The following is an 18457-nucleotide window of genomic DNA, read 5'->3' on the forward strand; positions in this document are numbered from 1 at the left end:
TCCATCCGGTGGTGGGACTGCTGCGGGGCTTGCCGGCATTTCCGGGGAGGGCTCCGCAGACGACGCGGATCGGGAGCCGGTCTCGCGCCGTCCGGTTCAGCCGGGATCGATCGCGAGTATCAGCCGTTGGCCGGGCGGGGAGCGGTGAATCAGTCCGCGTCCGGCGTTGCCGATCCAGCCCGAGCCTTTCATCAGCGCCAGGTCGCCACACGACAGACGCTGGATCCGCTCAGGGTCGCGAACGATGTCCGGTTTGTCCGGGTGGGCGGCGCCGAGGCCGCGGCGATCGGCGGCGTCATCCGGCAGCCACTCGGTCCCGGCGCCGGCGTAGGTCGTGATGAAGCGCACGCCGAGGTTGTCGACGTGGAATCGTGGACACATGGCGCTATCGAGCTTACGCAGTCGCACGCCGATCTGAGGCGCGTCGAACAGGTAGGCGATCGCTTCGGCCATCAGGCAGACGTCGGCGACCAGCGCCTCCTCCTGCGTCGCTTTCAGTTGACGCGCGAGATCGGCGCGCATGGCGTCGTCGGCCGGGCCACGCCAGGACCATTCGAGCGAACGCGACTCCCGCATCAAGCCATCGAGGCTGGCCGCGATCTCGTCGGAGATCGGTCGCCGCATGACACTCAATGTTATGCCGTCATCGAAGATGCGCGGCAGATGGTCAATGGTATCGCCGATGACCCAGTGCACCGTATCGGTGTCGCCACCGAGCGGGGCGGGGGCGTTCCCGGCGGATGGGGATACCTGCGGGGCTGACAGTGACGTCGCGGACATGAGGCTCTCCTGACGAGGCGCGGGTCGGATCGACTCAGCGCGTGGCGAAGTTGTGCTCGATCCGGGCAACCGCATCGTGGGCGTGCAGGCTCTCGGCATGCGTGATATCGACGCGGTAGCCGTCGACCCCGGGTTGGTCCTCGCAGCGCTCGCCAAGGCGCCGCGCGGCGTCTTCGCAGAACATGAGGTTGGCACCGTTGCGCTCGGCGAACGCCTGCTCGTCGATCCGCTTGACCAGCGTCTGCACCGGCGTCTGCAGCGCCTGCTCGAAGTCGTCGATGCGGGAAGCGAAATCCAGTGTTGCCGCCTCGGCGAGCTTGAGGGCAATGCGGGCCCGGCTGCGCTGACTATGCGGTGTGGGGAAGCTGCCATCCTGCTCGATCCAGCGGGCTAGCGTCTCGGGGTCGCCCGCGGCGTCCGGATGCTCGTCCGTCCAGGCGCGCCAGTCCCGTGCCATGGCGTGGCGTGCGAGGGCGGCCGAGCAGGGGCAGGTGGAGGAATAGTCGAGCGACAGCGTCAGCACGGTGCGCAGATCACCGCGCATGCCGCCGAGCGCGAGTGTTACCGGGTAGTGTCGCCAGCCACTGGCGTCGCTCAAGAGCGCCGGTCGACGCAGCGGCAGATCGAAATGCAGGGAGAGCTCGAGGCGTTCGCTGATCCCTGCCTGGCTGTCGAGCAGCGCAGCGCCCAGATCGCGGAAGTTATCGACACTCAGTGGCGTTTCGTCGAGCCGGTCGAGTAGGCGGTAGAGTCGCGACATGTGAATGCCCCGATGCCCGGCTGCCAGATCCACGCCGACATCGACGGTGACGGGGAGCCGGGTGCCATCCGCCAGCAGCAGGCGAGAAGCGATACCGCCCATGCCGACCTGTTGCAGCGCGCGGGGCTGATGGCTACCCGCCATGCCGATCTGGCCGGCGACATCGGGAAGTGGGCGAAGTGAAGTCATGGTCAATCGGTGTCTAATGAAATGTTATTTCATAACATACTACTCGTGAGTGTTTTCGGCAATCCGGAGCGTCTCGAGACGGGTCCCGATGGGGGAAGCCTCCCATTCCACGCATCGGAGGTGCTTGGTGATGCCGGAGATGACCGGCATGCACATGCTGCCGGGAGTGATCGACCTCCGGGTCCTTTGCCGCGAGCCCGGCCGGCATCGACGGACGGGCCGATGTCTAGCCAGGCCCTTCGCTTCAGGGGCGGTGCCAGGCAGCCGGCTTCACGGGCTGGCAGAGCAGGTCGCTTGAACGACGCCCATCTTCCCCGAGAGCGGTCAGGCGAGCTGAGAAGAGTGGTGGCCGGTGATTTTCCATTCGCCCTGGATCTCTTCGAAGGTGAACAGGAAACGGGCCGGGATGGTGACGGTCTCTCCCTCCAGACGATAGCTGAAGACGTAGTGTCCCCCGACCACGACCGTGCCCAGCTTGCGGCTGACGCGGCTTGAATAGTCGCCGAGTTCGCAGGTCAGCGCCTCGTTGGCGAGGAAGCTGTCGAAGTAGCGCTGGCGTTCGTGGCGGGTGTCGCACACGTCATTGGCCACCGTGGGTACCAGAATCGCATCTTCGGCGTAGAGCGAAAGTAGGGTCTCCTTCTCGCCCCGGCTGACGGCGATCGCCCAGCGCTCGAGCGTGCGCGAGGCGGCATCGAGGCAGAACTCGGTGTCGCGTTCGGTCAGGGCCGGGGAGGTGGGATGAGGCATCGCAGTAGGGTTCCTTGTCTCGTGGCAGAGCTATCAACGTCGATCTGGCGACAGCGCCGACAAGACGATGGTGCTAGGTCGACGGCGACGCCAGTGAGCGCGCCGCCCGCTGGAACCAGCTGACGACCTGTCGGTGGTGGCGTCGACCGTAGAACGCGATCAGGCGCTGGGTCGCGTAGTCGCGCGGGTCGTCCAGTGCCTGCAGCCGCTGCGCCACGTATTCCCGGGTCAGCGAAATCTGGCACTCGACGGTGATGCAGTGGTGCCACTCCTCGAAGGTGGTCGGAATCGGTGGGGTCGGCATGGCAATCTCTGCTCAAAAACATAATGTTATATCGTAACGTTTCTGGTGTGAAGCTCAGGCTATTCCGATCGACTTGCCAGCGGACCAAGGCGTTGTTGCGCGGGGAAGCGCTGCTCGGGCCAGGTCGGGCTTGCCGACGAAACAGCGCGTTGCCATCGCTCGCGGCCTGGCGATGGATCCCGAGGGGATCTTCTTCGACGAAACCATCTCGGCGTCGAGTCCGGAGCGGCGTGACGAACTGCTCTGTGTCATGCGCAAGCTCGCCGACAACGGCATGACCAGGCTGGTCGTCACCCACGAGATTCCCTTCGCGCGGGAGGCAGCCGACCGCGTGATCTTCTGTCGGGAGGCTAGTCTCCCTTGCTCGACCAGTGAGCCTGTGTCCAGTGCTGGTTCATCCGGGTAGCGGGTTCTTTTCGACAAAGCCGGCAACGCTCTGATGCAGGGCCTCGGCGAGCGCCTGCTGATGGGCGTTGCGTAGCAGGCGCTGGCAGTCACCGCGGTTGGACATGAAGCCGGTCTCTACCAGCATTGAGGGAATGTCCGGTGACTTCAGCACCGCGAACGCCGCCTTGTTGATGCGGTCGTTGTGCAGATGCGTCACGTCGCCGAGGTTGGTCAGCGTCGTCCTGGCGAGTTTTTCGCTGGCGACATCGGTACCGCGCATCGACAGGTCGATCAGTACCGATTGCACGTCGGGGTCGTCCGAGTAGATGTCGCTGTCCCGCGTCGAGGCGTAGCGATCGGCACTGTTCTGACTTTCGGCGAGCCAGCGCGCCATTGCCGAGCTGGCCCCATGCTGGGAGAGGATATAGACGGAAGCCCCGGAGGCGCTGGTCGACGGGGCGGCATCGGCATGAATCGACATGAACAGGTCGGCGTGATGGTTGCGCGCCATCAGCACGCGTTCGTGCAGCGGGATGAAGATATCGCTGTCGCGGGTCAGCGACGGCTCGAAGCGCGGATCCTGGTCGAGGCGCTCCTTGAGATAGTCCGCCACGCCCATCGCCACATACTTCTCGTATTGATCGTCATGGCTGATGCAGCCGGGATCCTTGCCGCCATGTCCGGCGTCGATCTCGATGATGGCCTTGCGCGGTGCATCGTGTGATTTTGCCTCGGCGGTGACGGCGGCCATCAGCGGGTCGGGGTCGTTGATGCTGACGATCAACTGCGAGCGATGGGCGTCGAGCCGACGAACATGCGTTTGCGGTTGTTTGAGACTCTTCAGGTCGAGCACGATGCGTATGCCGCCGTCGCGCTGTCCCGTGCGCACATCCTTGACGATACCGGCATGCTGGTGGGGTGCTTGTGTCGGTGCGATGCGAGTGACGTGGGGTAGATCGATGACGATGCGGGGCGGATGGTCCAGGGTAAAGACGTGGTGATCGTCGTTTCCCTCCAGTTCGATGACAAAGCTGGCGCGTTCTTCATCCTCGGTCAGCGTGAATGGGGTGAGCGGGTTCGCAAGTGCACGGGTACTGGGGAGTAAGCAGGTGGCCAGCAGGGTGGTGATGAAACGTCTTCTGTCCATGGTGACTGTCCGTGACGGGTAAAGAAAGATGACTCAGAAACCAAGTGATACAATATAACATTGGTGAAATGCCCTGAAACCGTCGTTGCTGCCAGGCACTGTCTGAAAAGTCGACGAGAGATAGCCGAGCAGGGCCAGCGCCCGGACGATGTTCAATGTCGCCTGGGCGAGCGCACCCATTTTCGGGCAATGACTGGCGTGATTCTGTGATGACATAACGCGGCACGACTAGACTAGATTGAGTGGAGTCAACAGAGGAGGACTCCGATGTCTCAATCAACCTGCGCTTGTTCCAAATGTGATTGCAAGGTCACCGATCAGTCCATCGAGTCACAAGGCAAGCTCTACTGCTCCCAGTCTTGCGCCAGCGGCCACGCCGACGGCAGCAAGGACTGTGGCCACGACTGCAAGTGTGGCTGATACCTGATAGCGAAAACGGCGGCGTCTAGCCGCCGTTTTTTATTGGCCCGGCCTTCAGGTCTCGATAGCTTCCTCCCCCCGACACCCCCCAAGACAGCAGCGCTACGCTGAATGTCCGATCTGGCGCTCGGTTGACCGGCAGGTTGCCTGGTCGATCGGCCTCAACAAAACCCACGAGGCGATGGCAGGGTGATTGTCAGTGCGGTTGCACGCGGGGTTTCCCGGTCATCGAGTCGATTCCAGCGGGTCACCGCCGGTGCTCTTGAGCAGCGGCGCCATCCAACCATCGAATCCCGAGCCGTTGAGCACGACCAGCCTGGCCTGTGGGAGCTGCCGTCAGGCTCAAATGACTCGTCTACGAACGGTACGGTGACAGTCAGAACAGAGGCCAGGTGTTGTCCACCAAGACGACGAGTGCCGGCAGCCGAGGCGACAATCGGCGAAAGCGCGGGATTCAAGCTGTGTCGACGAGTCTCCTGGGCCGACCTTGGCTGGCCACAAAACCACGCCGGGAAATGGCGATGTCGTAGCCGACAAGGCCGACGGTCAGACGCGAGGAGAGTGGGCGTTCAACCGAACTGATGCTCGGCATAGATCGACGTCAGCCAATCCAGAAAGACCTTTACCCGGGGAGAGAGCTGGCGACGCTGCGGGTAGACCGCGTAGAGAGGCAAGCTGGGTTTGGGCCAGTCGGGGAGGATCTCCACGAGCTCGCCTGTCGCGAGCTCGGGGGCAACGTGAAAGCGGGGCAGCTGAATCATGCCGCAACCCTGCCGGGCACATTCGATGTAGTTGGCAGCGTCGTTGACTGTGATCCAGCCGCCGGCCTCGAACATCTGCGGGCGGCCATTGATGACAACCTCCAGCGTGCTGTCGATGGCGCCATCGCCTGAGAAGAAGCGAACGACCCGGTGTGATCGTAGCGCTTCAGGGTGGCTGGGGTGGCCGGCACTGGCCAGATAGGCCGGGCTGGCGCAAATGACCTGGGTCATTTCGGCCAATTTACGGGCAATCAGGCTCGAGTCCTCCGGAATACCGGCGCGTATCGCGCAATCGACCCCTTCTCCGATCAAGTCGACCCGGCGGTCCCCGCTGGTCAGGACCAGGTTCAGCTTGGGTTGCTGCTCATGAAACGCCTGGATGCGGGGCAGTACGATCAGTTGGGCGTGGGCACCGTGCATCTCGACCCGAAGCACGCCGGAGGGCGTGGTAGAGACCGGCCGCAGGATCGCCTCGGCGTCCTCCAGCTCCGCCAGTAGATGAACGCAGCGTTCATGGAACGCCTCGCCTTCCGGGGTCGGGCGGACCTGGCGCGTGGTGCGCTCCAGCAGACGAACGCCGAGGCGGCTCTCCAATTGTTGGATGGCGAGCGTGGCAGTGGCTCGGGGGATGTCGAGCGCATTGGCGGCCTTGGTGAAACTACCGCTCTCGACGATGCGCACGAAGAGCGTCATGGCATCGAATTTGTCCATCGTGATTGTTGTCCTTGAGTGAATAGTGTTCTCAATTTAGCGGATTTATTGATCTAAGACGAACATCAATACTCTCCCTCGTTCGTATCCCATGGCAGAAGGCCATAGTCACTCGACCAGGAGAAGAGTCATGACGGATGTCACTCGAAAGATCGCCCTCGTCACCGGTGCCTCTCGCGGTATCGGTCGCTCGATCGCCTTCCAGCTCGCTGATGACGGTTTCACCGTGGTCGTCAACTACGCCGGTAACGTGTCATTGGCGGCCCAGGTTGTCGCCGACATCGAAGACAAGGGCGGCCAGGCGATGGCGGTCCAGGCCGATATCGCCGATCCGCAATCCGTTGCCCGGCTGTTCGATCGAACGCTGGAGACGTACGGGCGCCTGGATGTGGTGGTCAACAGTGCCGGCATCATGGATCTGGCACCGATTTCGACTGCCAACGTCGAGCTGTTCGACCGTACCCTGGCGACCAATCTGCGCGGCAGCTGGCTGGTCATGGCGAAAGCCGCCGAGGTGCTGCAGGAAGGGGGGCGCATCATCGCGCTCTCCTCATCGGTGCTGGCGAAATCGTTCCCCGGCTACGGGGCCTACATCGCCAGCAAGGCGGGGGTCGAGGGATTGGTGAAAGTGCTCGCCAATGAACTGCGCGGACGCAACGTCACCGTCAACGCGGTGGCGCCCGGACCCGTGGCAACCGATCTGTTCCTCGAGGGCAAGAGCGACGAGCAGATCCAGTCGATTGCCGCCATGGCGCCGCTGGAACGACTCGCCCAGCCGGAGGAGATCGCCGGCGTGGTGGGGTTCCTGGCAGGGCCGAACGGCGGCTGGGTCAATGCCCAGGTGCTGCGCGCCAATGGCGGCTTCGCCTGATCGACAGGGAGAGTTAGATGATGAGTCAAGTCATCCTGGTGACCGGTGCGTCCAGCGGCTCTGACCAGTTGCTGAAACCGAAGCGTTTCCAGAAGGGATGAGCCGTCTTTTGCGTGCGATCCAATACCTTACCCCTGATGAATCGAGTTCCACTCTCAAAGGTCATTGAACAGGAAAAAATCATGCCATTTGCCAACTATAAGTTCCCGGAGGGCATTGTCGATCACGCCCGCAAGGAAGACATCATTCACCGCACCACCGAGATGTTCGTCGAGTATTTCGGAGAGGAGGTTCGACCTTACACCATGGTGTTGGTGGAGGAGGTCGCCGATGGCGGCTGGGGCCGGGCGGATGAGACGCTGACGCTGGAAAAGATGGGCTTACCGTCCAGGAGTGCCTGATCGTCGGTGATGGCGACACTTGCCGGACCGATGTCGAATGACGGCGTCGGCCCGGCACAGGCGCGGCAATGGCCCCGTTTGCGGGGGTCTCTCTCGAGGCAGATCGATGCGCTGGTCGCCTCCATGGGAACGATCCGGCGACAAGCGGGGCGGGTGAGGTCCGTGAGCTCGAGTCTCCATTGGTACCGCATCATGGGCATGAAGCCGTCGAGCGGGATGGAGTCAAGGCGCTGATCATGGCTGGTGGTTTTATCATTCAAGACGTCGTCTTTTTAGCCAATCAAGTGATCGTCGTTCAATCGAAATCCTGTTGTTATTGATTTCTGAATACTGAAGTCAGCCTGGACGTCATAGTCTCGATTTGGCGTCGATGCCATGATCCCATTGAATTCAAAATCAAGGACACTCGAATGTCTGACAATTCCTACTTCAGAGGCCGGTCCGGGGCGAAAATGTCACTATCCGCGGTAACGGCATTCCTGCTGGAGCGCAGATCGAGCAATTTTCTGTCGGCGACTGGCTACGCCACTCTCCGCATCGTTTTCGGGCTCGTTTTGCTGACCCATGGCTACCCTAAATTACTGGGTCTACCCCATGGCGAAAATCCGGATCCTTTTTCCAGCGCGACCCATTTGATCGAGACATCGCTCGGTCTGCCGGCCGCGCCTCTCTTTGCCTTTGCGGCAGCGATATTGGAGACCTTCGGTGCGCTGGCCATTGCGGTGGGTCTCTATACTCGCCTCATCGCCCTGGCGATAGTCGTCGAGATGGTCTTCATCTGTTATATCCATGCCCCCACCTTCGTATGGATCGATGGGGGGTACGAATATCCTCTGATTCTTGGCGTGGTGGCGCTTTGTTTCGCCGCGGGTGGTCCGGGGGCTTTCTCTCTTCAACGCGTTCTGAGACGCAGCTAGGTCATGGTCAGTCAAGCCGGATAGCAGAATCGAAACCACAAGAGGAGGCCGCGGTAATGGACCATGAATCGAACCCGCCGGACCGGGAAGCACCTGGCCAATCGTCGGGCGTGACACGACGTACCGTCATGAAGGTGGGGGCCATGTCAGCCACCATGGCGCCACTGGGTGTCATGGTCCCTTGGAAAGTCGACGCGCAGCAGCGCGACGCGGCAGGACAACCCGCCCAGGGGCTGGCGGCCGGCAACGTCATCGAGATTTCACCACGAATCAACGGCACCCGCCGGACGTTGCGGGTGGATGCGCGCACCTCGCTGCTCGATCTGCTGCGCGAGAGGCTGGACCTGGTCGGGGCCAAGAAAGGCTGCGACCACGGTCAGTGCGGCGCCTGCACGGTGCACGTCGACGGGCGGCGGGTCGCTGCCTGCCTGACCCTCGCGGCGAAGACCGACGGTGCGGAAGTGCTGACCATCGAGGGCATCTCCGATGGGCAGACGCTTCATCCCATGCAACAGGCCTTCATCGATCATGATGCGCTGCAGTGCGGCTACTGCACGCCGGGGCAGATCATGGCCGCCATCGCCTGTATCGAGGAAGGTCACGCCGCCGATACCGCCACCATTCGCGAATACATGAGCGGCAACATCTGCCGCTGCGGTGCCTACAACGGCATCGTCGCCGCGGTCGAGCAGGTCGCCAGACCCCTGCGGGAGGGCTGATACATGCGTGCGTTCAGTTACAGCCGCCCCCGGAGTCCGGAAGCCGCCGTGGCCGCCTTTACCGATGCCGGAGAGGGCGCGCGATACATTGCGGGAGGAACGACGCTCTTCGACCTGATGAAGCTCAATGTCGAGCGACCCGCCCATCTCGTCGACGTCTCCGAACTCGACGGAAGCGATCTGATCGAGACCTCCGGCGACGTGCTGCGGTTCGGCGCGGGCGCGCGGATGGCCGATATCGCCGACGACGAGACGATCAAAAGCGAGTACCCGCTGCTGGCGGAGAGCCTGTGGCGGGCCGCCTCGCAGCAATTGCGCAACATGGCCAGCGTTGGCGGCAACCTGCTGCAGCGCACCCGCTGCCCCTACTTCCGCAACGGCGCGGGCGGCGTCTATCCCTGCAACAAGCGCGAGCCGGGAGCGGGATGCGCCGCCATCGACGGACTGGATCGCGGCCAGGCGGTCCTGGGGGCCAGCGACGCCTGCACCGCGGTATCGCCGGGAGACTGGCCGGTCGCGTTGACGGCCCTCGATGCCGACATCGTCGTGCTCGGGGCGCAAGGCAACCGCACCATTCCGATCGCGGACCTCTACCTGTTGCCCCAGGATACGCCGGATCGCGAATTCTCGCTGGCGCCCGGCGAACTGATCATCGAGATCCGCGTGCCCAAGACGGCCGCCGGCCGCGCCTCGACCTATCACAAGGTGCGCGACCGGGAATCCTACGCCTTCGCGCTTGCCTCCGCCGCCGTCGCCCTGCGGATTGAGGGCGGCCAGGTCCAGCAGGCCCACATCGCCCTGGGTGGCATCGCCACCAAACCCTGGCGGTCGAAAGCGGCGGAAGCGGCGCTGCAGGGAAAAGCACCGACCCGGGAGAACGCAATGGCCGCGGGACGCGCCGCGATGGCCGACGCCAAGGCCGGCCGACACAATGGCTTCAAGATCGATCTCGCGGCCAACACGATCGCCGATGCCATCACGATCGCTGCGGAAAGGAGCACGTCATGACCCTGTCCCCCAACCCGGATCGCCCACGCGTCGACGCGCGTCAGAAAGTGCTCGGCGAGGCGCTGTTCGCGGCCGACCAGCGGGTCGAGAACCTGCTCCACGCCATGACGGTTCCGGCCTCCATCGCCAAGGGTCGGATCCGCGCTATCGACTCTTCCGCCGCGCTGAAGGTGGCTGGCGTCGTCAGGGTCATGACCTTCGAAGATTTCGCGGACATCCAGACCACGCCGGCGTCGCGGGGCGCCTATGGGCAGCCCGGGAAAGGCTATCAACCCATGACCGGCCCCGACATCGTCCACCGCGGCGAGCCGGTCGCGCTGGTGCTGGCCGAGTCCCTGGAAGCGGCCATCGAGGGGGCGGAAGCGGTATCGGTCGAGTATGACGAGGCGGCGGAGTTCGCCGCGCTGATGGAGCAGGACGGCGCCGAGGAGGCGCCCGAAGTCTTCACCCGCCTTCGCCATGGCGACGCGGAAGGGGCCTTCGCAGGCGCCACCCACAAGATCGACGTGACGTACCGGCATCCCCAAGAGCATCACAACCCGATCGAATTGATCTCGACGACGGCACGCTTCTCGGAGGGCAAGCTGCGTATCTTCGAGGGCACCCAGTGGAGTTCCGCCCTCGCCGGAGGGTTGGCGGGCATGATCGGCCGCGAGCCGCAATCGGTCCGCGCCTCCAGCCCCTATGTCGGCGGCGGTTTCGGGCAGAAGAACGGGATACAGGAGCAGAGTGCGCTGGTCGCCCACGCCGCCACGATCATGGGGCGCCCGGTCAAGCTGGTGATGCCACGCGGCCAACTCTTTCACACGGCGTCGTATCGGCCGCGCAGCCTGCATCACGTGCGCCTCGCGGCCGATGCCGACGGCAAGCTGGCGGCCGGCCTCTACCGCACCGAGCAGCAGAACAGCCGCTATGACGGCTACAACCCGCTGTTCGGCGAAACCCCGCCACGCATGTACGGCTACCCGAACTGGCTGGGCGAGGATCGCATGATTCGCGTCGATACCCAGACGCCGGGGCACCAGCGCGCCCCCCACGAACATCCCTCCAGCTACGCCACCGAATGCGCCCTGGACGAACTGGCCCACCAACTGGACATGGACCCCGTCGAGCTGCGGCTGGCCAACGACACCGACAAGGACCCCATTACCGGCAAGCCATACTCGTCGCGGCATCTGGCGGCGTGTCTGAAACGCGGCGCCAGAATGATCGACTGGGACCGCCGGCGACGGGCGCCGGGAACCCTGCGGGCCGAGAACGGCGACATGGTCGGGCTCGGCGTGGCCTGCGGCAGCTACAAGGCGGCGATGAGCCCGGCGATCACGACGCTGCGGCTCCAGGCGAACGGCGCCTGTCGCATTTCGCTGTCGGGTCACGAGATGGGACAGGGGCTACGCAGCGTCATCGCGGCGGAACTGATCGATGTGCTGGGCGTCGATCCCGCCAAGCTCGACATCAGGGTCGGCGATACCGGCTTTGCCCCGCAAATGCTCACCGCCGGCTCCTGGGGCACGGCCAGCGTGGCGCCCGCCGCCCGGGCAGCCGCGCTCGAGCTGCGTGCCAATCTCGCCGAGCTGATCGGCCGGGACGATTTCGAAGGTCCGGCTCACCTGCAACTGGCGAAGACACGACGGCCCATGCTGAAGGTCGAGATCGACACCATTCCGTTGGGCGAGAGCCCGCAGGCGATCGACGATCTGCGCCAGGGTCGGCCGGTCACGACGGGCCCCGAGTACACCGACTTCCTGGCCTTCAGCTGGATTGCCCATTTCGCCGAGGTGCATGTCGAGCCCTCGACGGGGCGGGTCCGAGTGCGAAGGTTCGCCAGCGTCATCGATTGCGGTCGCGTGATGAACCGACGGACGACGGAAAGCCAGGTCAGGGGTGGCGTCGTCTGGGCTGTCGGTGCCGCGTTGCGCGAGATCGGTGAAACCGACCCCCGCTACGGCCGGGTCCTCAACAACGATCTCGCGGAGTACCTGGTGCCCGTCAACGCCGATATCGACTGGATCGATGTCGACGTCATCGGCGAACCCGACACCCAGTTGAACATATCGGGCGTCAAGGGGGCGGGGGAGGTAGCGATGGTCGGTGCGAGCGCAGCGATCGCCAACGCCATCTTCAATGCCACCGGCAGGCGTATCCGCCACCTCCCGATCAGGATCGAGGATCTGCTCTAGGGCCTGTCGAGACTCCGGTCGCAGCCGCGACCGGGTGTCATGAGATGGCAGGGCGAGGCGCAGCGAATGGCGTTCCGCGGCTCACGGGGCTTTTCTTGCGTCAGGCGGTCGCCGTGCCGAGTAGCGTCCCGAGATTGGCAATGGCCTGACGGAGTTTGTCCGGGGAGGTCGCGAAGGAGAAGCGGATATGACCCGGCGTGCCGAAGGCGCTGCCTGGCACGCAGGCGACATGGCCCCTCTCCAGCAGGATCGATGCCAGCGCGATGTCCGTGTCGGCACATAGGCCATCTTCCAGCTCTCGGCCCAGGAAGGCGCTGACATCCGGGAAGACGTAGAACGCGCCGTCGGGTTGGGGGATCGGGGCACCGAATATCCGCGTTAGCCCCTCGCCGATCAAACTGCGCCGTGCGCGGTACTCGGCTCGCGCTACCCCGATGAACTCTTGCGGCCCGACCAGGGCCTGAGTGGCCGCGGCCTGGCTGATGGAGCAGGGGTTCGCGGTAGTCTGAGACTGGATCTTGGAGACGACCCGCGCCAGCTCTGGCGGTGCGGCCAGGTAGCCTATCCGCCAACCGGTCATCGCATAGGCCTTGGCCACACCATTGACGATGACGGTCCGTTCGAACAGTTCGGGGCAGGCCTGTGCGAACGAGACAAAGGGGGTTTCGAGATAATAGATATGTTCGTAGATCTCGTCCGACAGGATCAGCACCCGTGGGTATCGCGCGAGCACGACGCCGAGGGCCTGGTACTCCGCCTGGCTGTAGACCGCCCCCGAGGGATTGGCGGGCGAGTTGAGTATCACCCAGCGAGTGGCGGGCGTGATCGCGGCCTCCAGGGCCGCCGGGGTCAGTTTGTAATCCGATTCGGCGCCGCAACGCACGGCCCGCGGAACGCCGCCGGCCAGCGTGGCGGCGTCGGAGTAGGAGACCCAATGTGGCGCCCCGAAGAGCACCTCGTCCCCCGGATCCAGCGTTGCCAGGAGCGCGTTGTAGATCGACTGCTTGGCGCCGTTGGCGCAGGAGATGTTCTCCCGCGCATATGTCAGCCCGTTGTCGCGCTTGAATTTCTCGACCACGGCGTCCTTCAGCTCGGCCGAGCCGTCCGGTGCGGTGTAACGCGTGGCGCCGTTGCGCATGGCTCGCTCGGCCGCGTCGAGAATATGGGCCGGCGTGTCGAAGTCCGGCTCGCCGAGCGAGAGGTTGATCACCGGTGCCCCGGCCGCCTTTAGCTCGGTCGCCTTGGCGGCGATGGTCAGGGCGGCGGCCGGCTTGATCCGGTCCAGCAGTTTGGATTGGTATGACACGGTCATGGCATCAGCGTCCAGGGAGGAGAGGGCGAAGGCGCGACATCAGCGGGCCCGGCGGGACCTGAAGAACCGCAGCGCGGGCGGGAGCAACAGAAAGACCACCGTCAGCGTGAAGAGCGTGAGCGCTATCGGACTGTTCAGGAACCCGAGGAAATCGCCCTTGGTCAGGATCATGCCCTGGCGCAGGCTCTGCTCGATCATGTCTCCCAGGACGAAGCCGATCACCACCGGTGCGAGCGGGAAGCCGAGAAGACGCATCACGAAGCCAGCAAGGCCGGCCACCAGCAGCAGCCCGAGGTCGAAAGGGTTGAAATTGACCGAGTAGGTGCCGATGGCGATCAGCACTACCACGGCCGCCAGCAGCAGTGGCTCGGGCACCCGAATGATGCGCGAGAACAGCGGGCAGATCAGGGCGCCCAAGGCGAACATGGCGATATTGATGGCGAACAGGCCGGTGAAGATAAAGGTGGTCAGATCGGGATTCTCGGTGAAGAGTCGCGGTCCCGGGGTGACGCCCTGCAGGGTCAGCGCCCCCAGCATGACGGCGGTAATGGGATCTCCCGGGATGCCGAGCGATAGCGTCGGCACCAGCGCACCCGAGGTGACCGCGTTGTTCGAGGTCTCCGAGGCCAGGATGCCGTCCGGTTCCCCCTTGCCGAAGTTCTCCCGGTTCGGAGAGACTCGGCGCGCCTCGGCGTAGCTGATCATCGAGGCGGCGGTGGCGCCCACGCCGGGTAGCGTACCGACCCCGGTGCCGATCACGGCAGAGCGCAGGATGATCTTCCAGCGGGACAACAGATCCTGCAGGGCAGGAAGCCGGAATCCGATGCTCGCGTTGGTGCTGGCCGCGTCGAGTCTGTTGGAGATTCGCCAGAACACCTCCGACAAGGCGAAGAGCCCGACCAGGAGCGGGATCAGCCCCACGCCGGCGGAAAGCTCGAAGGAGGAGAAGTTCATGCGGACGCTGCCGGTCAGCGGGTCCTGGCCGATAGTGGCCACCAGCAGCCCCATCAGGCAGGCGATCAGGCCCTTGAGTCGCGCTTCACCGGAGACCGCGACGACGCAGGTCAAGGAAAAGATGCCGAGCGCGAAGTATTCGATGGGGCCGAACTCGAGGCCGAAGCGTGCCAACAGGGGGGCGGCCACCACCAGGATCACCGCCGAGAGCAGACCGCCCAGGGTGGAGCCCACGGTGGCCCAGCCCATGGCTTGCGGACCCTGGCCGCGCATCATCATCGGATAGCCGTCGAGGATGGTCGCCGCCGATTGCGGGGTCCCCGGGGTATTGATCGCGATGGCGGAGAGCGAGCCGCCGTAAACCGAGCCGCAATAGAGCGAGAGCAGGAGAATGATGCTGGATTGCGGCGCCAGCACGAAGGTCAGCGGCAACGCCAGGGTTATCGCCAGGACCGAACCGAGGCCCGGCATGGCGCCGATGATGATTCCCGCGCCAGTGCCGGCGATGATCAGGAAGATGACAAACGGGTCGCTCAAACTGGCCACGGCATTGAAGACGCTATCCATTCACACCTCCGAACAGCATGTTGAATATCGTGTCCATTCCCATGCCGGGCGGGCGAATGCTGAACCCATCGGCGAAGGCATACCAGACCAGCGACACGAACACGAGCGCGAACACCACCACTACCCGGTAAGCGCGGTAACCCATGCCGATGCAGAACAGAACCACCAGCAGACATCCCGAAAGCAGGAACCCCAGGGGCTCGAACGTCAGTAGAAACAGCGCCACGATGCCGACGCCCAGCACCAGCTGGCCGGGATGGGAGGGGAGCTGAATGCGCTTTTTCCCCTCGGATCGCAGGAGGCCCTTACCGATCAACAGGAGGGATGCCAGGCCCATCAGGACCAGCAGCAGTCTGGGTTGCCAGAAAGGGTTGTTGGCGAGACCCTGTCCGGCGCTGGGCTGGTCCATGGTCTGTGTCCAGAACAGGATGGTGAGGCCGAGAAACAGCGCCCCACCAACGAGGTCGGATAAGCTTTTTGACATCTAATCCTCCTTTGCATCCGAGGAGCCGTCGTTACTCTGACTGGATGTTGGCGATGATTTTCGCCGTGGCTGCGCTTTGCGTGCTGACCTCGTCGGCAAAGTCGGCTCCGTCCAGGTAGCCCGCCGTGGCACCCAGTCGTGACAGGACCTTGAGATAACGCTCCTGCGATGTCGCCTTGGCACAGGCTTTGCCCAGCTTGTCGGCGGCTTCCTCGGGAATGTTCTTCGGTGCGACCAAGCCACCCCACCAGGAAAAGGTCGTCTCGTAGCCCTGCTCGACACTGGTCTGGGTGTCCGGAAGCTGATCGGACCGCTCGTCCGACATCACCGCAATGGTGCGTAGATCGTTCTGGAGTGCGATCGGGATGACGGCCATCATCAGATCGATGTGCCCACCCATGATGGCGGCGGCGCCCGCGGCGTCGCCATTCATCGGCACGTGGCGGATATCGATGCCTGTCTCGGCGAGGAATGTCTCCATGGCAAGGTGTGGTAGCGACCCTGGGCCGGGAGAACCGTAGGTCAACTCTCCGGGGTGCTGGCGCGCGTAGGCGACGAGATCATCCAGGTTGTCGAAGGGGGAGTCGGGTTTTGTCACCAGCACCTGCGGAGAGTCGAAGGTCTTGCAGATATAGGTAAAGTCCGCGGTCGTGTAGGGCGTCTCCCGCATATGTGGCTGGCTGATCAGTGGCGCCGCGGCGACATAGCCAAGGGTGTAACCATCCGGGCGTGCTCGAGCGACGTTGGCGGTGCCGATTGTCGCCGCCCCGCCACCTATATTCTTGACCGGAAACGGAACGCCCAGGATCTCTTCCATCTCCCGCGAGAACGCGCGGCCCAACAGATCGGTACTGCCGCCGGCGTTGAACGGCACCACCAGGGATACCGGCCGGGAGGGAAAATCGGCGGCAGTGGCCAGGCTTGGGATCGTTCCGGCGAGCGCAATGGCGGCTACGAACTTGAATAACATTTTCATTTGCCTTCTCTAGAGTGGTCAGTCATGCCTCTGGTGGCATTCGGGTGCTCCGACGCCTCTTCGGATTCCGCCGGTCTCGCTTTCGATGGGCTCAAGAGTCTGTGGTCAGTCCGGCAGGGGGCGGGGAACCCGTGATGGGTGAGGCTCCGGCACGAAAGATATCTTCCGTCAGCTCTGCCATTCGCGGGCCAATGATGCGGGCTCGCTCGTAGGTCAGGCGAAAAACCGGCGCCATGACACTCAGGACACCGGTGACGCGCCCGGTCGGTCCGACGATGGGAACTGCCGTTGCGGCGGCATTCGCGATTCGCTCGTTGTGACAGTAGGCATAGCCCTGATCGCGGAAGGCATTGGCGTCGTCGATCAGTGTCTGCAGGCTGACCAGCGGCTCGTGGGTGCCGAGGGCACCAAGGCGATGGACGATCCGCGAGACCTCCGACGCATCATGTCCCGACAGCCAGGCGCGACCGGCGGCGCCGCGCAGGACCGAATGGCTGCTGCCGATGGGCAGCGAGTAACTGAGCGGCTCCTTGCACGGAATCACCTCGGTCACGACCTGGAAACCGTCGGACTCCCGGAAGAAGGTAATCGTCTCGCCGGTATCGTCCGATAGCCGCTGCATGATCGGTCGTAGAGCCGTTAACGTCGGCGACCCCCGCAACAGCTGCTGGGCATAGCCCAGGATTGCCGGAGAGATGCGCCAGTGATTGGACCCGGTCGCATCGATGAGACGAAACCGGCGCAGCTCCTCGAGAGCAGAGCCGACTTGCGGTAGCGAAAGAGGGGAGTCCTGGTGCAGCGCCTCTGAGCTGATGCCCTCGACGGGATTGCCGGCCGAGATCTTGCGCAACAGCTCCAACGTATCGCCCACCGATGCGGAACCTGCCTGATTGACCGTGGCCTCGTATCGCTTGCCGCCCTGAACCAGTTGCACGAAACCTGCAACCTCCAGCGTCTTCAGTATCCGGAAGGCGGCAGTGCGAGGCAGTTCAGCCTTGTGGGCGACCTCGGTCATGGAGATCGGCTCGCCCGCTTCGGAGACGATTCGCAGGACACGTAGCGCCTTCAAGGCCGTTTGGAGAACGTTTTTCGTATTCATGTATTTCTTATATTGAAAAATTCCGATATGAGATATAGGCCATTAGTTCAAGCCACCCGTTCACGCCGTTAACGGCGGGCTTCGACAGCGCCGAAAAGGCACCGGTTACACGATGAAAAAGCCGACATGACATCCACCGGGCGGTTCTCATGCGCGAATTTCAGGGCGGTGGCGGGCAATGATCGACCGCTGTATATCGACTTTCGTCGAAAGACGTCAGAGGTCAGGAAGCGGCGATTTTTCGTTTATTGCTTATAGAGAAAAATTTGGATATAAGAAATATATCGCTTGGAAATGCCGGTCGGTCTTTCCAATGACTCGGGAAAGATGACAAGGAGGAATCCCCATGATTATTCGTTGGTGGCGTGCCGTCGCCGGTACGGACGAGGTATTGCAGCAATATGCCGACCATCTCGAACGCACGACTTTTCGGGAAATGGCCGAGCTTCCGGGGCACCTCGGTGCAACGCTCTCGACGAAAGTCGAAGGTGAGAATAACGAACTGGTCGTCGCCAGTTTCTGGAAAGATCTCGAATCGGCTGGCCATTTCGAAGGGGCATCTTTCGATGATGCCGTGGTGAAACCGAGCACTCAGAAACTGCTCGCCTCGTTTGATCTAAAGGTCGAGTATTTCGAAACCGTCGTCGCCACGGGGATTCTCGCGGAGAAAGATCCACGTCCTTGATGTTGCTGCGTGACGAAATATGGCGGCTGCGACGATTGATCGGCGCTAAGAAACCCTCGTTCCGACTGCGATAGG

At 63.4% G+C, this 18457-nt stretch carries 20 protein-coding genes; 9 read left to right on the plus strand and 11 right to left on the minus strand.

Going from position 1 to position 18457, the window contains the following annotated elements:
* Positions 1-96: 96 nt before the first annotated feature.
* The 4 genes from AAGT95_RS14425 to AAGT95_RS14440 all read right to left on the minus strand — a co-directional run bounded on the left by AAGT95_RS14425 (position 97) and on the right by AAGT95_RS14440 (position 2783).
* Positions 97-780 (minus strand): DUF1826 domain-containing protein, encoded by a 684-nt coding sequence (locus AAGT95_RS14425; RefSeq protein WP_342594261.1) that lies wholly within the window; start codon positions 778-780, stop codon positions 97-99.
* Positions 781-814: 34 nt separating this feature from the next.
* Entirely contained in the window at positions 815-1729 is a 915-nt protein-coding gene (gene folE2, locus AAGT95_RS14430; protein ID WP_342594262.1) for a GTP cyclohydrolase FolE2, read from the minus strand.
* A gap of 324 nt (positions 1730-2053) precedes the next feature.
* Positions 2054-2479, minus strand: coding sequence for a DUF4440 domain-containing protein (locus AAGT95_RS14435; RefSeq protein WP_342594263.1), 426 nt, complete (start codon positions 2477-2479; stop codon positions 2054-2056).
* A 73-nt stretch (positions 2480-2552) separates the two neighbouring features.
* On the minus strand, positions 2553-2783 hold the full coding sequence (locus AAGT95_RS14440) for a hypothetical protein (RefSeq protein WP_342594264.1): 231 nt from the start codon (positions 2781-2783) through the stop codon (positions 2553-2555).
* Between the two features lie 130 nt (positions 2784-2913).
* On the opposite strand from AAGT95_RS14440, the gene AAGT95_RS14445 reads away from it, so the two are divergent.
* Positions 2914-3189 (plus strand): hypothetical protein, encoded by a 276-nt coding sequence (locus tag AAGT95_RS14445; protein WP_342594265.1) that lies wholly within the window; start codon positions 2914-2916, stop codon positions 3187-3189.
* On the opposite strand, the gene AAGT95_RS14450 is transcribed toward AAGT95_RS14445, so the two are convergent.
* A complete protein-coding gene (locus tag AAGT95_RS14450; RefSeq protein WP_342594266.1) occupies positions 3178-4317 on the minus strand; it encodes an N-acetylmuramoyl-L-alanine amidase in 1140 nt (379 codons plus the stop codon). The two genes, AAGT95_RS14445 and AAGT95_RS14450, sit on opposite strands and share 12 nt — an antisense overlap.
* A 267-nt stretch (positions 4318-4584) precedes the next feature.
* On the opposite strand from AAGT95_RS14450, the gene AAGT95_RS14455 reads away from it, so the two are divergent.
* The gene (locus AAGT95_RS14455; RefSeq protein ID WP_342594267.1) at positions 4585-4737 is read left to right on the plus strand and encodes a metallothionein; all 153 of its coding nucleotides are present in this window, start codon (positions 4585-4587) and stop codon (positions 4735-4737) included.
* Between the two features lie 569 nt (positions 4738-5306).
* On the opposite strand, the gene AAGT95_RS14460 is transcribed toward AAGT95_RS14455, so the two are convergent.
* Complete coding sequence (locus tag AAGT95_RS14460) at positions 5307-6209, minus strand: LysR family transcriptional regulator (RefSeq protein WP_342594268.1); 903 nt, start codon at positions 6207-6209, stop codon at positions 5307-5309.
* 130 nt (positions 6210-6339) lie between these two features.
* Here AAGT95_RS14460 and AAGT95_RS14465 point away from each other — a divergent pair, with 130 nt between their 5' ends.
* The 6 genes from AAGT95_RS14465 (at position 6340) to AAGT95_RS14490 (ending at position 12305) form a co-directional block, all read left to right on the plus strand.
* Positions 6340-7080 carry an SDR family oxidoreductase gene (locus tag AAGT95_RS14465; protein ID WP_342594269.1) on the plus strand — a complete coding sequence of 247 codons (741 nt, stop codon included), beginning with the start codon at positions 6340-6342 and terminating at the stop codon, positions 7078-7080.
* 182 nt (positions 7081-7262) lie between these two features.
* Complete coding sequence (locus AAGT95_RS14470) at positions 7263-7481, plus strand: 4-oxalocrotonate tautomerase family protein (protein WP_342594270.1); 219 nt, start codon at positions 7263-7265, stop codon at positions 7479-7481.
* A 410-nt stretch (positions 7482-7891) separates the two neighbouring features.
* Entirely contained in the window at positions 7892-8398 is a 507-nt protein-coding gene (locus AAGT95_RS14475; protein WP_342594271.1) for a DoxX family protein, read from the plus strand.
* A gap of 143 nt (positions 8399-8541) precedes the next feature.
* Positions 8542-9117, plus strand: coding sequence for a (2Fe-2S)-binding protein (locus tag AAGT95_RS14480; RefSeq protein WP_342594272.1), 576 nt, complete (start codon positions 8542-8544; stop codon positions 9115-9117).
* A gap of 3 nt (positions 9118-9120) precedes the next feature.
* Complete coding sequence (locus AAGT95_RS14485; RefSeq protein ID WP_342594273.1) at positions 9121-10125, plus strand: xanthine dehydrogenase family protein subunit M; 1005 nt, start codon at positions 9121-9123, stop codon at positions 10123-10125.
* Positions 10122-12305, plus strand: coding sequence for a xanthine dehydrogenase family protein molybdopterin-binding subunit (locus tag AAGT95_RS14490; protein ID WP_342594274.1), 2184 nt, complete (start codon positions 10122-10124; stop codon positions 12303-12305). Before AAGT95_RS14485 ends, AAGT95_RS14490 begins: the two co-directional genes overlap by 4 nt.
* A 100-nt stretch (positions 12306-12405) precedes the next feature.
* Here AAGT95_RS14490 and AAGT95_RS14495 read toward each other — a convergent pair whose 3' ends face one another.
* The 5 genes from AAGT95_RS14495 to AAGT95_RS14515 form a co-directional block, all read right to left on the minus strand.
* Entirely contained in the window at positions 12406-13617 is a 1212-nt protein-coding gene (locus AAGT95_RS14495) for a pyridoxal phosphate-dependent aminotransferase (protein WP_342594275.1), read from the minus strand.
* 39 nt (positions 13618-13656) lie between these two features.
* A complete protein-coding gene (locus AAGT95_RS14500; protein WP_342594276.1) occupies positions 13657-15138 on the minus strand; it encodes a tripartite tricarboxylate transporter permease in 1482 nt (493 codons plus the stop codon).
* On the minus strand, positions 15131-15622 hold the full coding sequence (locus AAGT95_RS14505; protein WP_342594277.1) for a tripartite tricarboxylate transporter TctB family protein: 492 nt from the start codon (positions 15620-15622) through the stop codon (positions 15131-15133). The genes AAGT95_RS14500 and AAGT95_RS14505 overlap by 8 nt, the downstream gene beginning before the upstream one ends.
* 31 nt (positions 15623-15653) lie before the next feature.
* Positions 15654-16598, minus strand: coding sequence for a tripartite tricarboxylate transporter substrate binding protein (locus AAGT95_RS14510; protein WP_342594278.1), 945 nt, complete (start codon positions 16596-16598; stop codon positions 15654-15656).
* A 91-nt stretch (positions 16599-16689) separates the two neighbouring features.
* Complete coding sequence (locus tag AAGT95_RS14515) at positions 16690-17697, minus strand: IclR family transcriptional regulator (RefSeq protein ID WP_342594279.1); 1008 nt, start codon at positions 17695-17697, stop codon at positions 16690-16692.
* 346 nt (positions 17698-18043) lie between these two features.
* Between AAGT95_RS14515 and AAGT95_RS14520 the strand changes: the two genes are divergently transcribed.
* Positions 18044-18382, plus strand: a complete 339-nt coding sequence (locus AAGT95_RS14520; protein WP_342594280.1) for a hypothetical protein — start codon at positions 18044-18046, stop codon at positions 18380-18382.
* The last annotated feature ends 75 nt before the right edge of the window (positions 18383-18457 follow it).

Origin of the sequence: Salinicola lusitanus, assembly GCF_038648475.1 — a bacterium.
Lineage (GTDB): Bacteria > Pseudomonadota > Gammaproteobacteria > Pseudomonadales > Halomonadaceae > Salinicola > Salinicola lusitanus.

Coding starts and splice junctions, on each gene's coding strand:
- AAGT95_RS14495 (WP_342594275.1), bottom strand. CDS start 13,617: ATGACCGTGTCATACCAATCCAAACTGCTGGACCGGATCAAGCCGGCC.
- AAGT95_RS14450 (WP_342594266.1), bottom strand. CDS start 4,317: ATGGACAGAAGACGTTTCATCACCACCCTGCTGGCCACCTGCTTACTC.
- AAGT95_RS14440 (WP_342594264.1), bottom strand. CDS start 2,783: ATGCCGACCCCACCGATTCCGACCACCTTCGAGGAGTGGCACCACTGC.
- AAGT95_RS14490 (WP_342594274.1), top strand. CDS start 10,122: ATGACCCTGTCCCCCAACCCGGATCGCCCACGCGTCGACGCGCGTCAG.
- AAGT95_RS14465 (WP_342594269.1), top strand. CDS start 6,340: ATGACGGATGTCACTCGAAAGATCGCCCTCGTCACCGGTGCCTCTCGC.
- AAGT95_RS14475 (WP_342594271.1), top strand. CDS start 7,892: ATGTCTGACAATTCCTACTTCAGAGGCCGGTCCGGGGCGAAAATGTCA.
- folE2 (WP_342594262.1), bottom strand. CDS start 1,729: ATGACTTCACTTCGCCCACTTCCCGATGTCGCCGGCCAGATCGGCATG.
- AAGT95_RS14505 (WP_342594277.1), bottom strand. CDS start 15,622: ATGTCAAAAAGCTTATCCGACCTCGTTGGTGGGGCGCTGTTTCTCGGC.
- AAGT95_RS14480 (WP_342594272.1), top strand. CDS start 8,542: ATGTCAGCCACCATGGCGCCACTGGGTGTCATGGTCCCTTGGAAAGTC.
- AAGT95_RS14470 (WP_342594270.1), top strand. CDS start 7,263: ATGCCATTTGCCAACTATAAGTTCCCGGAGGGCATTGTCGATCACGCC.
- AAGT95_RS14510 (WP_342594278.1), bottom strand. CDS start 16,598: ATGAAAATGTTATTCAAGTTCGTAGCCGCCATTGCGCTCGCCGGAACG.
- AAGT95_RS14485 (WP_342594273.1), top strand. CDS start 9,121: ATGCGTGCGTTCAGTTACAGCCGCCCCCGGAGTCCGGAAGCCGCCGTG.
- AAGT95_RS14460 (WP_342594268.1), bottom strand. CDS start 6,209: ATGGACAAATTCGATGCCATGACGCTCTTCGTGCGCATCGTCGAGAGC.
- AAGT95_RS14425 (WP_342594261.1), bottom strand. CDS start 780: ATGTCCGCGACGTCACTGTCAGCCCCGCAGGTATCCCCATCCGCCGGG.
- AAGT95_RS14435 (WP_342594263.1), bottom strand. CDS start 2,479: ATGCCTCATCCCACCTCCCCGGCCCTGACCGAACGCGACACCGAGTTC.
- AAGT95_RS14500 (WP_342594276.1), bottom strand. CDS start 15,138: ATGGATAGCGTCTTCAATGCCGTGGCCAGTTTGAGCGACCCGTTTGTC.
- AAGT95_RS14520 (WP_342594280.1), top strand. CDS start 18,044: ATGATTATTCGTTGGTGGCGTGCCGTCGCCGGTACGGACGAGGTATTG.
- AAGT95_RS14455 (WP_342594267.1), top strand. CDS start 4,585: ATGTCTCAATCAACCTGCGCTTGTTCCAAATGTGATTGCAAGGTCACC.
- AAGT95_RS14515 (WP_342594279.1), bottom strand. CDS start 17,697: ATGAATACGAAAAACGTTCTCCAAACGGCCTTGAAGGCGCTACGTGTC.